The organism is Nonomuraea sp. NPDC050643 (assembly GCF_040654715.1).
Taxonomy (GTDB): domain Bacteria; phylum Actinomycetota; class Actinomycetes; order Streptosporangiales; family Streptosporangiaceae; genus Nonomuraea.
This window is the reverse complement of sequence record NZ_JBFAIM010000016.1, coordinates 163068-174748: the sequence shown is the minus strand read 5'-3', so window position 1 is coordinate 174748 and position 11681 is coordinate 163068. Positions and strand designations below refer to the sequence as shown.

The window sequence follows — 11681 nt, the reverse complement described above, 5'->3', positions numbered from 1 at the left end:
GACCTCAGTGGACCTCAGTGGACCTCAGTGGACCTCAGTGGACCTCAGCCGCCGAGGCCTTCGTCACCGATCGGGTTCTCCTCCGTCGGCTCCTCGTCCGGGAAGTCCGTCTGGTCGTCCGGCGGCGGCTCCTCCGTCGGGAAATCGGTCGTGGGCGGCGGCGCCGTGTCCTCGGGACCGCTGGACACCACGATCGTGACCGTCGTGTTCGGCACCTGCGGGGTGCCCTCACCCGGGTTCTGCTGGATGACCGTGCCCGCGGCCTGGTCGCTGGGCTGCTCCTGGACCTTGGTCCTGAAGCCCGCGGCCTTGAGCTGGGCCTTCGCGTCCGCCACCGTGAGCCCGATCACGCTGGGCACCTCGCCCAGCTCCATGGGCACGTAGAGGGTGACCGTGCCGCCCTTCTCGACCGACTCGCCGGCCTTGGGCCTGGTGTCGATGACCGTGCCCTGCTTCTGGCTCGAGGCCTTGGTCTTGATGGCCGGGCGCAGCTCGGCCTTCTCGAGGAGCGCCGTGGCGTCGGCCTGCGAGAGCCCGATGAGACCGTCGGGCACCTTGACCTTCTCGGTGCCCTTGGAGACGAAGAGCTGGACCGTCGACTCCTTGTCGACCTTCTGGCCCTCGTCGGGCACCGTCTTGATCACGGCGCCCTTGTCCACGTCGGAGTTGAACTCCTGCACGACCTGGACCTTCAGCCCGAGGCCCGTGAGTTGGTCCTCCGCGAACTTCTTCTCCTGCGAGGCGAGGGACGGGATCGTGACCTGCGTGTCGGCCGGTGTGTCCTTGCCACTGAACACCACGTAGCCGACCGTGACGAACGCGCCGATGATCAGCAGCGGGATGATGATCCACAGCGCCGTCTTGACGGCATTGTTGCCACCGCCGCCGGCCCTGCGCCGGCCACCCCGGCCGCCCCCGTCACCGTCGTACTCGTAAGGGGGGATCGCGCCGGCGCGCTGCGTGGCCGGGCCCTGAGCCGCCTGGGTCGCCGTCATCATGCGCGTGCCCTGGTGGTGGTTGCCGGTCATCGCCATCGTCTGGGCGTCGACCGGCATGCCGGACATCGCCCGCTGGATGTCGGCCCGCATCTCGGACGCGTTCTGGTAGCGGTGCGCCGGATCCTTGGCCATGGCCTTCAGCACTATCGCGTCGGCCCACGCCGGGATCTCGGGATCGATCTGCGACGGCGGGATCGGCTCCTCGCGCACGTGCTGGTAGGCGATCGCGACCGGGGAGTCGCCGGTGAACGGCGGCTGGCCGGTCAGGAGCTCGTAGAGCACACAGCCGGTGGAGTAGATGTCGCTGCGCGCGTCGACCCGCTCGCCCCGCGCCTGCTCGGGCGACAGGTATTGGGCGGTGCCTATCACCTGCGCCGTCTGCGTCATCGTGGCCGCGGAGTCGGCCATCGCACGCGCGATGCCGAAGTCCATCACCTTGACGTCGCCGGCACGCGTGATCATCACGTTGGCCGGCTTGATGTCGCGGTGCACGATGCCGCCGCGGTGGCTGTAGTCCAGCGCCCGCAGGATGCCGTCGACCAGTTCGGTGGCGCGCTCAGGCAGCAGCCGCCGGTCTTGGCGCAGCAGGTCGCGCAGCGTCCTGCCGTCGACATACTCCATGACGATGTAGGGCACGGGCGCGCCCTCGGACACGTCTTCGCCGGTGTCGTAGACCGCGACGACGGCCGGGTGGTTCAGTGAGGCCGCGGACTGCGCCTCACGGCGGAAGCGGGCCTGGAAGGTGTGGTCTCGCGCCAGGTCGGACCGGAGGGTCTTGATCGCGACTATGCGGTCCAGCCGGATGTCTCGGGCGCGATACACCTCGGCCATGCCGCCGCGCCCGACGACACCGTCGAGCTCGTAACGACCTCCGAGTAGCCGAGGCTGAGTCATTTCCTGCACTGTCCCTTACCGTTCATCTTGGGTACCGGCCTGCTCGGGGGGCCGCCGGTGTCCATCATCGACCCCATAGCGCATCACGTCTCCTCCTTAGGCGGGTTTGTGTCACCCGGGTCCGGCGAGGCGGTAGGTGTCGGAGTTGTCGGGGTAGTGGTGGGCGTTGGGGTCGGAGTGGGTGTCGGGGTCCGGGTGGTACGGGTCGGTTTCGGTGTCGGCTTCTTGGTGGGAGTAGCCGACTTGCTTACCGTAGCCGACCGTGAGGGTATCGGCCTCTGCGACTTCACCGGAACAAGTGGAGGTTGCCGCGTACGTGTCTTGGTCTTCGTCGGCCGGATCCGCTCCGGCGTCGAAGCGGCCGACTCGGGCGGCGTGGACGGTTCGGCCACGTCAGGCGCCGGTGCCGGGCTCTGCCGGTTGGCGAACGTGACCGCCGCCAGCCCCACCGCGGCCACGCAACCCGCCGTCGCCACCAGGGCCAGTGTTCTCGCACCCTTGCGTCGCCGGCCGGTGACCGTGCGCTCCTGCATCGCCGTGGCCGGGTCGAGGTTGTCGGTCTGCCGCTCGTCCTCGGGGGCCGGCTCGCGTACGCGAAAGCCTCCGGGGTCGGTGAGCATGCTGAGCTCGGCGCCGGCGCCCGGATCGACGCCGGCCAGCGACTCGCGCAGCACGTAGGACCGGTCCGCGGTCTCCAGCGCCGAGGCCGGGCGCTGCGCCGGCTCCTTGGCCAGCAGCGCCATGACCAGCTCCCGCACCGGCGCGGGCACGTCCACGCCGAGCGGCGGCGGCTGCTCGTTGAGGTGCAGCAGCGCGATCGCCACCTGGCTGTCGGCCCGGAACGGCGTGCGCCCCGCCAGGCACTCGTAGGCCACCACGCCCAGCGAGTAGAGGTCCGTCGACGGCGTGAGCGGAAAGCCCTGCGCCTGCTCGGGACTGACGTACTGGGCCGTGCCCAGCACGGTGCCGGTCTGCGTCACCGGCGCCGCCTCCAGGGCCCGCGCGATGCCGAAGTCGGTCACCTTGATGGTCCCCTCGGGGGTGACCAGCAGGTTGCCGGGCTTGATGTCGCGGTGGATGATCCCGGCGGAGTGGGCCGCGTGCAGCGCCTTGGCGGTCTGGTGCACCACGTCGAGCGCCACCTCGGGCCCCAGCGCGCCGTTGCGGGCCAGGATGGCCGACAGCGGCTCGCCGTGCACCAGCTCCATCACCAGGTAGGCCAGCTCGCTCTGCTCGCCGTAGTCGAAGATCTGCGCGACCCCCGGGTCGGCCAGCGCCGCGGTGAGCCTCGCCTCGTTGCGGAACCGCTCGCGGAACGTGGGGTCGGCGTAGATGTGGCTGCGCAGGATCTTCACCGCGACCTCGCGCCCGAGCAACTCGTCGCGGGCACGCCACACCTCTCCCATACCGCCCGTGGCGATGCGGGAGAGCAGGAGGTAGCGGTTACGGAGCCGCATGACCCAGCAGGTTACCGTCACTCACTTGTTCAGCACCGCCTCCAGCACGGCCTTCGCGATCGGCGCGGCGGTGTGGCCGCCGGTGGCCTCCGCGCCGACGTTCGCCGCGCCCGACTCGACGATGACCGCCAGGGCCACCTTCGGGTCGTCGGCAGGCGCGAATGAGATGAACCAGGCGTGCGGAGGCTTGCCGTCCGAGGTCTCCGCGGTGCCCGTCTTACCCGCTACTTGGACGCCAGGGACCTGCGCCAGGTTCGCGGTGCCGTTCTGAACGACGCTCACCATCATCTCGCGCAACTTGCCCGCCGTCTCGGAACTGACCGCATCCGTCAACTCGGTGGGGTTGGCCTCATCGACCGCGTCGCCCTTGGCGTCAGTGATCTTGTTCACGAGGTACGGCTTCATCACCGTCCCGTCATTGGCGATGCCCGCCGCGATCATGGCCATCTGCAGCGGCGTCATCCGGTTGCTGCGCTGCCCGATCGCCGCCATCGCCACCGCCGCCTGGTCTTCCTTCGGCCCGAAGTCGCTCTGCGCCACCGACATCGGCACGGCGATCTGCTCGCCCATGCCGAACTTCTCGGTCTGATCCTTCATCGCCTCGTAGCCCAGGTCGATGCCCATCTTGCCGAAGGGCGTGTTGCAGGACCTCTCCAGCGCGAACACCAGGGTCACCTGGCCGCTGCCGCAGGCCGAGCCGCCGTAGTTGGGCAGGCTGATGTTCGTGTTGGGCAGCGGCAGCCGCTGCGGCGCCGCCACGGTGCTCTGCGGCCCGCGCGAGGAGTCGTCCTCCAGATAGGCCGCCATCGTCACGACCTTGAACGTCGAGCCGGGCGGGTAGGTCTGGCCGATGGTGCGGTTGAGCAGCGGCTGGCTGTCTTCCTTGGCCAGCTCGTCATAGCGCTTGAAGACCGGTCCCTTTTCCGTGCCCGACAGCTCCGCCGGGTCGTAGGTCGGCAGCGAGACCATCGCCAGGATCGCGCCCGTCTTCGGGTCGAGGGCGAGCACGGCCCCCCGCTTGCCGCTCTGCCGCAGCGCGTCGTAGGCGGCCTTCTGGGCCTTCGGGTTGATCGTGAGATCGACGCTGGCGCCCCTGGTCGGCTCGCCGGTGAACAGGTCGATGCTACGCCGCAGCAGCAGGTCGGCGCTGGAGCCGTCGAGCAGTTTGTTCTCGCTGGCCTCGATCGCGCTCGCGCTCTCGGGCGAGAAGAAGCCCGTGACGTGCGCGTAGAGCTTGCCCTCGGTGTATTTCCTGACGAACTTGAACCGGTTGTCGTCGGTTTCGACCGACTGGGCGAGCACCTTGCCGCCGGCCGTGATGCGGCCGCGCTCGATGGCGTAGCGGTCGTAGTAGTTGCGGGTGTTGCGAGAGTCGCCGCGGAGCTCCTCGGCCCGCACTGCCTGGAGGTAGTTCACGTTCACCATCAGGAGCGCGAACATGGCCAGGGCGGCCACGGCCACGCGCTTCAGAGTGCCGTTCATCGCTGGAACACCTGCGTCAGTCCTTCGTTCTGGATCGCCTGGGGCGGGGGGCGTCTGGCGGCATCTGACGTTCGTACCAGCAGCGCGATAAGGATCCAGTTAGCCAGGAGCGCGGAACCGCCCTGTGACATGAACGGAGTCACCAGGCCGGTCAGCGGAATGAGGTTCGTGACACCGCCGACGATGATGAAGACCTGCCAGGCCAGGGTGAACGACAGGCCACCCGCCAGCAGCTTCGAGAAGGGGTCGCGGGCCGCGAGCGAGGTGCGCAGGCCGCGCTCGACGATCAACGCGTAGATCATCAGGATGGCCATCAGCCCGGTCAGGCCGAGCTCTTCACCCGTGGCGTTGAAGATGAAGTCGGAGAAGGCCAGCGGGATCAGCTCGGGGTGGCCCTGGCCCAGGCCGGTGCCCAGGATGCCGCCCGCGCCCAGGCCGTAGAGGCCCTGCATGATCTGGTAGCTGCCGCCGAAGGTGCGGTCGTAGTAGGCCTGGTTGCCCGGGTCGAGCCAGACGTCGAAGCGGTCGCCCACGTGGGAGAAGATCTGCCCGGCCAGGAACGCGCCGCCGACGAACAGCAGGACGCCGATCAGCACCCACGACGTGCGCTGCGTGGCGACGTAGAGCATCACCACGAACCCGCCGAACAGCAGCAGCGACGATCCCAGGTCCTTCTGCAGGACCAGCACGCCGATCGCGACCGCCCAGGTGATCAGCACGGGGCCGAGGTCGCGGGCCCGGGGCAGATCGATGAAGAGCAGCCGCCGCCCGGCCAGCGCCAGCACGTCACGCTTGGCGACCAGGTAGCCGGCGAAGAAGATGACCAGCGCGATCTTGGCGAACTCCGCCGGCTGGATGGTGGCGGAGCCGAACCCGATCCAGATGCGCGCGCCGTTGATCTCCTTGCCCAGCCCGGGCACCAGCGGCGAGATGAGCAGGACCACGCCGATCAGACCGGCCGTGTAGGTCATCCGCTGCAGGGTCCGGTGGTCACGCAGCACCAGCAGCGTCACGGCGAACAGCACGACGCCGATGCCGGTCATGATGATCTGGTTGGTGGCCGAGGCGCCGGCCATGTTCGGGGCGCCGGAGTTCTCCAGGCGGTAGATCACCACCAGGCCGACGCCGTTGACCAGCGTCACCAGCGGCAGGATCAGAGGGTCGGCCCAAGGGGCGAACTTGGCGAGCACCAGGTAGGCGGCCAGCATCAGGCCGCCGAGACCCAGCCCGTACGTCAGCATGCCCGCGGGGATCGTGCCGTCGAGCGCCAGCCCCACGTTGGCGTAGGCGCCCATGACGATCAGCACCGCGAGCGCGAGCATGATCAGCTGGGCCCCGCGCCGCTTTGCGGGCATCGGGACGGGGGTGACGGCGGCTTCGCTCATCTACTGCTGTTTCGTCTTGGTCGTGGACGCGGACGGGCTGGGAGACGCGGACGCCTCCGTGGGGGTCTCGCCGTCGTCCTTGGAGTCTTGGGAGAACTTCAAGCCGTTGATCTTCGTGATCCCTTCGGCCTCGGTGGTGACGGGAATGCCGCTCTTGATGAGCGCCTGGTCCGCCTCCGACAGCTGGGAGAGCTGCCTGCCCGTGGACTTGGAGACGTGGAAGAGCGAGAACGGCCCCACCTCCTTCTGAACGCCCTGGAACACGACCACTTCGCCGCCCCTGGCGCCGACGAAGAACTGGTCCTGAGTCCACTGGTATCCAAAGTAGCCGCCGACACCGGCGACCACGACGCCTACACCGAGCACGGTGACCAGCACGGGCCACACGCGACGACGCTTGCCCGGGCGCCGGGTCGCCTGGGCGACCGGCTCCTCGAACTCGTCATCGGTGAGCACCGGCTGGGGTGCGGTCACCGCGCCGGCTCGCCCCGGCGAGGTTTCCTGCGGACTCCCGTGCAGCCGGGTCATGCCCGCTGCGCCGACGACTGCGGCCTCGACGGGCACCTGCTGCCCATCGGCGATCTCCAGCACGTCGGCCAGCACGCAGGTGATGTTGTCGGGTCCGCCCCCTCTGTTCGCCAGGTCGATGAGCTGGCGGACGACCTCTTCCGGGTCGTCGATGTTGGTGAGCGTGGCATGCAGCGTCTCCGCGCTCACGACGCCTGACAGGCCGTCGGAACACAGCAGGTAGCGATCGCCCACCTGCGCCTCGCGGAGCGTGAGGTCGGGATCGACCTCGCCACTGCCGTCGAGCGCGCGCAGCAGGATCGAGCGCTGCGGATGCGTGGCCGCCTCTTCCGGTGTGATGCGCCCGTCGTCGACGAGCTGCTGCACCAGTGTGTGGTCATGCGTGATCTGGTAGAGCTCCCCGCGCCTGAGCAGGTAGGCGCGTGAGTCGCCCACGTGCACCAGGGCGACCTGGGTGCCGTGCCAGAGCATGGCCGTAAGAGTCGTGCCCATGCCTTTGAGGCTGGGATCCCGCCCCACCATCTCGTGCAGCTTGCGGTTCGCGTCGCGTACCGCTGCCTCGATGGCGTTGAGCAGGTCACCCCCCTGTTGGGCCTCTTCCAGAGAGGCCATGGCGGCGATGGCGACAGAGCTCGCCACCTCGCCGTGTGCGTGCCCGCCCATGCCGTCGGCGACGGCGAGCAGGCGGCCGCTAGCGTACGCCGAGTCCTCGTTTCCTTCGCGGAGGAGGCCGACGTCCGAGCGGGCGGCGTAGCGGAGTGCGATGGTCATTTGCGCAATTCAATGACTGTCTTGCCGACGCGGATCGGAACTCCGAGCGGCACCGGGGTCGGGCGGGTGACTTTCGAGCGGTCGAGATACGTGCCGTTGGTGGACCCAAGATCTTCCACGATCCATTGACCGTCCTGGGGAAAGAGCCGGGCATGCCGGCTGGAAGCGTAGTCGTCGGTGACTACCAGCGTGGCGTCATTGGCCCGGCCAATGGTGATGGGCATCTCCGTAAGGTCGATGGTGGTGCCTTGGAGGGGGCCACCGGTGACGATGAGCTGGCGTGGCTCGCCCTTCTTGCTCTTGGGCTTGGCCACGGGTTTCGCGGGTTTCGCGGCCTTACGTGCACTCGCGACGGCCGTGCGTGAACCGAACAAGTCAGTCCGGATCACGCCGACTGCGGCAATGACGAAAAACCACAGCACCGCCAGGAAGGCTAGCCGGATCAGCAGCAGCGTGAGCTCGGACATGGACCGTCTGTTTACCTCTAATCGCGCCGGAAAACCAGAGTCGTGCGACCCAACGTCACTCGCGTGCCGTTCTGGAGCTCGATCCTGCGTACCGGCTGGCCGTTGACAAAAGTGCCGTTCGTTGATCCGAGATCGACGAGGACCACGAGCTGGCCCTCGACGCGCAGCTCCGCATGGTGCCGCGAAACGCCCGGATCGACGAGACGAAGATCGCAGTCGGTGCCCCTGCCTAGCAAGGTCACCGGAGTGGTGAGCTCGTAGGAGCGGTCGCCCTGCGGGTCGTCCTGAGTGGAGACGAGCAGCCTGGGCCGCCCGTTGAAAGCATGAGGCCTCGAAGGGGGCAGGTCGCTCGCCGGCTGGCGGATCTCGTCCTGCTCGACCGTCGCGCCGCGGATGACGCCGGATCGGATGCGGAACAGACCCACAGCCAGGTCACCGGCGGTCTCAAAACGGACCCGGACCGGTCCCACAAAGGAGTAGCCCTGTTCTTTGGCGTACTCCCTGGCGAGGTTGGCCAGTTCGTGGCTGATGCTGTCGGCGTAGACCTCGAGCCTTTCGGCGTCGGTCGTGGACAGCTCGACCACGAAGTCGTTGGGCACGAGCGTGCGACCTTGAGCGACGATCGCCGCACGCTCATCCATCTCCCGCTGAACCGCGCTGGCGACCTCGACCGGCTGAAGGTCAGATTTGAACGCCCGCGCAAAGGCTCCCTCAACCAAGCCTTCGAGCCTTCGCTCGAAGCGCTGAAGGACTCCCACCGGGTACCTCCCTTCCTCCGTGCATATGATCGCGGCCCCCAGACGCTCCTCGCGCCCGGTTCCCGCTCGTTCCACGACGCGGCGTCTCTGGCGCTCGTCAGCAGTCGCGCCCAGCTCCTCCGCTCCCGTGTCTTATGCGATCGTATCCGGGTTCAGTACCAGTGGCTGTTCCGTGCTAATGTTCTTTCCGCACCCACAAGGGCGGGTGGCGGAACGGCAGACGCGCACGGTTCAGGTCCGTGTGTCCGAAAGGACGTGAGGGTTCAAATCCCTCCTCGCCCACCTCGGTGACTGGGGACTCTTGGTCGCAGACCTTAGGTTTGCTCCCTCGGGTCCCTTCGTCATGTCTGCCCGGGGGATACCCCCCCGGAACCCCCCGCACGGCTTCATGGGGGTTACCGCATTGTGCTCTGCCACATTGGCGAAGTGACGGGCGGATCGCAAGGGGTCCCGTCTTTCTTTTCAAGAACCTGTTGGTAACGGCTGTGGCCGCCTTCGGACAGTAGGCCCGGATGGTTGCAAGGTGCTTTCTGCTGACTTGCCCCCACCCGGGACCTATGTGTTTTAGGTCACAATCTATGCCGCTCTTGTGTCCAGTAGTTCGTTCAAGAGGTCGGTCAGGCTCACCATTCCTATGACCTTTCCGTCGTGATCCGTCACCAGGGCCAGATGGGATCTGGCCTCCTGGAGGGCCGTGACCGCTTCCGGGACCTGGGTCGTGCAGGTGAGCCTCGGGACGGGCTTCGACAGCTCCGCCGCCGTCATGGCCGGCTTCAGGAGGGCGTCTCTCGCGTGCAGAGCCCCCTGTACGCCGTCGGCCCCCGTCACCAGGAGCCTCAGGTGCCCGCTCCGCGCCGCCGCGGCCTTGATCTCCTCCGCCCCGGCCGAAGGCGGCACCGTGACCGCCTGGTCGAGGGGCACCATCAGGTGCTCGATGCCCTGGCTGTTGAGCCTCAGGGCCCTGGTCAGGAGGTCGTGTTCCGCACGGTCCAGCAGGCCCATCCGGCCGGATTCGCCCACCAGCAGGGCCAGTTGGCGGGGGGTCCTCGTCGTCGCCAGCTCGTCTCGCGTCTGGACGCCGAAGAGGCGCAGGATGACGTTGGTCAGGCCGTTCAGGGTCGAGAGCAGCGGACGCATCAGCGTCGTGAAGGCCCGGAACGGGAACGTGAGGATCAGGGCGGCCCGCTCGGGGTGGGTCAGGGCCCACGACTTGGGAGCCATCTCGCCCACGACCATGTGCAGGAACGTCACCAGGGCCAGCGCGAAGGTCAGGGCGATGGGGAGGCGCAGGGCCTCCGGCAGGCCCACGGCGGCGAAGACCGGCTCCAGATAGTGCTCGATCGCCGGCTCCGTCACCTGGCCCAGGCCCAGCGTGCACAGGGTGATGCCGAGCTGGGCGCCCGCCAGCATCAGCGAGAGCCGGCGGCTGCCGCCCACCGCCGACTTGGCCGCCAGCCTGACCAGGCGGTTGCCGCCCGACGCCATCTCCTCCAGGCGATGGCGCCTGGAGGAGACGAAGGCGAACTCCGCCGCCACGAAGAGGGCGTTGAGGGCCAGGAGGGCGAGACTGAGAATGATCATGGTCATCGGGCGGCCTCCGCGTGCTGGACGGGGGCCAGGCGGACCCATTCGGGGACCCGGCGGTTGAGCGACATGACCGTGAGCTGCGCCAGGTGCTCTTCGTCGTCCTCCGTGAACGGGTCGGAGTGCGGGGTTATCGGGACCGTCACCGTGTCGCCCTCGTCCGGCATCCTGCCCAGCCTGGCCAGGACCAGGCCCGCCAGGGTGTCGTAGTCGTCGCTCTCCGGGAGTGCCACGCCGGTCGCGCGCTCGACCTCGTCGAGTCTGAGGCGGCCGGGGACGTCCCAGACGCCGCCGGGGTGCTCCACGGCGCCGGCGGGCTCGGGGTCGTTCTCGTCGACCAGCTCGCCCACGAGCTCCTCCGCCAGGTCCTCGACGGTGATGACGCCGGCCAGGCCGCCGTACTCGTCGATGACGCAGGCCATGTCGTCCTTGGCCACCCGCATGCGGTCGAGGACGGCCGGGACCGGCACCGAGGCGGGGACCAGGAGGGCCGGGCGGATGATGTCGGAGATCGCGCCCTCCTCCTTGCCGGAGGTGAGCAGCTCACGGACCCCTGTCACGCCCGCCACGTCGCCGTCGTCGTTGAGCACCGGGTAGCGGGAGTGGCCGCACGCGCGCATGACACCGAGCAGGTGGGAGACGGGCTGGGAGGCCCGCAGGGTCACCACGCGGGGACGCGGGACCATGATCTCCTCCGCCGTGCGGTCGCCGAACTCCAGCGCGCGCTCGAGCAGCTCCGACAGCCTGGGCGGCAACTCGCCGGCCTGGGTCGACTCCGCGATGATGCGGGAGAGCTCCTCGGGGGTCGCGCCGTGTTCCACCTCCTCCACGGGCTCGATGCCGACGCGCCTGAGCAGCCCTGTGGCCGCCGAGTCGAACAGCCGCACCACCGGGCCCACGATCGCCAGGTAGGCCAGCGTCGAGCCGGCCAGGAACTTGGCCACCACCTCGGGCTTGGCGATGCCGAGGTTCTTCGGGGCCAGCTCGCCGAGCACCATCTGGACGACGGTGGCCACGAACACGCCGATGGCCACGGAGACTCCCGTGACCATGCCGCCGGACAGGCCGAGATCGGTCAGCCAGGGGCGTACGAGCGAGGCGATCGCGGGCTCGGCCAGGAAGCCGACCAGCAGTGCCGTGACCGTGATGCCGAGCTGGGCGCCGGAGAGCATGAAGGACAGGCGAGAGGCGACCTTGAGAGCCTTCTCGGCGGCCGCGTCGCCCCCGGCGGCCTGCTCGCGCAGGAGCCCGCGGTCGGCGGCGACGAAGGCGAATTCTTGGGCGACGAAGTAGCCGGTCGCCGCGGTGAGGAGGATGAGGGCCAGTAGCCCGAGATAAGCGCTCACCGTAGTGAGCC

General features: G+C 68.6%; 9 protein-coding genes and 1 tRNA gene. 1 reads left to right on the top strand and 9 read right to left on the bottom strand.

Annotated elements, in window-relative coordinates; all coding sequences use genetic code 11:
- Window positions 1–44 precede the first annotated feature (44 nt).
- The 7 genes from pknB to AB0I15_RS23305 form a co-directional block, all read right to left on the bottom strand.
- On the bottom strand, window positions 45–1892 hold the full coding sequence (gene pknB / locus AB0I15_RS23335; protein ID WP_358099024.1) for a Stk1 family PASTA domain-containing Ser/Thr kinase: 1848 nt from the start codon (window positions 1890–1892) through the stop codon (window positions 45–47).
- Window positions 1893–1975: 83 nt separating this feature from the next.
- The gene (locus AB0I15_RS23330; protein ID WP_358099021.1) at window positions 1976–3349 is read right to left on the bottom strand and encodes a protein kinase; all 1374 of its coding nucleotides are present in this window, start codon (window positions 3347–3349) and stop codon (window positions 1976–1978) included.
- Between the two features lie 21 nt (window positions 3350–3370).
- Window positions 3371–4831 (bottom strand): penicillin-binding protein 2, encoded by a 1461-nt coding sequence (locus AB0I15_RS23325; protein WP_358099018.1) that lies wholly within the window; start codon window positions 4829–4831, stop codon window positions 3371–3373.
- On the bottom strand, window positions 4828–6216 hold the full coding sequence (locus AB0I15_RS23320; RefSeq protein WP_358099015.1) for an FtsW/RodA/SpoVE family cell cycle protein: 1389 nt from the start codon (window positions 6214–6216) through the stop codon (window positions 4828–4830). Before AB0I15_RS23320 ends, AB0I15_RS23325 begins: the two co-directional genes overlap by 4 nt.
- Window positions 6217–7515 (bottom strand): Stp1/IreP family PP2C-type Ser/Thr phosphatase, encoded by a 1299-nt coding sequence (locus AB0I15_RS23315; protein ID WP_358099012.1) that lies wholly within the window; start codon window positions 7513–7515, stop codon window positions 6217–6219.
- The gene (locus AB0I15_RS23310; protein ID WP_358099009.1) at window positions 7512–7982 is read right to left on the bottom strand and encodes an FHA domain-containing protein; all 471 of its coding nucleotides are present in this window, start codon (window positions 7980–7982) and stop codon (window positions 7512–7514) included. The genes AB0I15_RS23315 and AB0I15_RS23310 overlap by 4 nt, the downstream gene beginning before the upstream one ends.
- Window positions 7983–7999: 17 nt before the next feature.
- Window positions 8000–8740, bottom strand: coding sequence for a DUF3662 and FHA domain-containing protein (locus AB0I15_RS23305; protein WP_358099007.1), 741 nt, complete (start codon window positions 8738–8740; stop codon window positions 8000–8002).
- Window positions 8741–8939: 199 nt separating this feature from the next.
- On the opposite strand from AB0I15_RS23305, the gene AB0I15_RS23300 reads away from it, so the two are divergent.
- Window positions 8940–9022: transfer RNA gene (locus tag AB0I15_RS23300), tRNA-Leu, on the top strand.
- A 294-nt stretch (window positions 9023–9316) separates the two neighbouring features.
- Here AB0I15_RS23300 and AB0I15_RS23295 read toward each other — a convergent pair.
- Window positions 9317–10327: a hemolysin family protein gene (locus tag AB0I15_RS23295; RefSeq protein WP_358099004.1), complete on the bottom strand. Its 1011-nt coding sequence runs from the start codon at window positions 10325–10327 to the stop codon at window positions 9317–9319.
- On the bottom strand, window positions 10324–11670 hold the full coding sequence (locus tag AB0I15_RS23290) for a hemolysin family protein (RefSeq protein ID WP_358099001.1): 1347 nt from the start codon (window positions 11668–11670) through the stop codon (window positions 10324–10326). Before AB0I15_RS23290 ends, AB0I15_RS23295 begins: the two co-directional genes overlap by 4 nt.
- Window positions 11671–11681: the final 11 nt, after the last annotated feature.

Excerpts from the sequence above, each read along its gene's own strand:
- pknB (WP_358099024.1), bottom strand. The coding sequence starts at position 1,892 with ATGACTCAGCCTCGGCTACTCGGAGGTCGTTACGAGCTCGACGGTGTC.
- AB0I15_RS23330 (WP_358099021.1), bottom strand. The coding sequence starts at position 3,349 with ATGCGGCTCCGTAACCGCTACCTCCTGCTCTCCCGCATCGCCACGGGC.
- AB0I15_RS23325 (WP_358099018.1), bottom strand. The coding sequence starts at position 4,831 with ATGAACGGCACTCTGAAGCGCGTGGCCGTGGCCGCCCTGGCCATGTTC.
- AB0I15_RS23320 (WP_358099015.1), bottom strand. The coding sequence starts at position 6,216 with ATGAGCGAAGCCGCCGTCACCCCCGTCCCGATGCCCGCAAAGCGGCGC.
- AB0I15_RS23315 (WP_358099012.1), bottom strand. The coding sequence starts at position 7,515 with ATGACCATCGCACTCCGCTACGCCGCCCGCTCGGACGTCGGCCTCCTC.
- AB0I15_RS23310 (WP_358099009.1), bottom strand. The coding sequence starts at position 7,982 with ATGTCCGAGCTCACGCTGCTGCTGATCCGGCTAGCCTTCCTGGCGGTG.
- AB0I15_RS23295 (WP_358099004.1), bottom strand. The coding sequence starts at position 10,327 with ATGACCATGATCATTCTCAGTCTCGCCCTCCTGGCCCTCAACGCCCTC.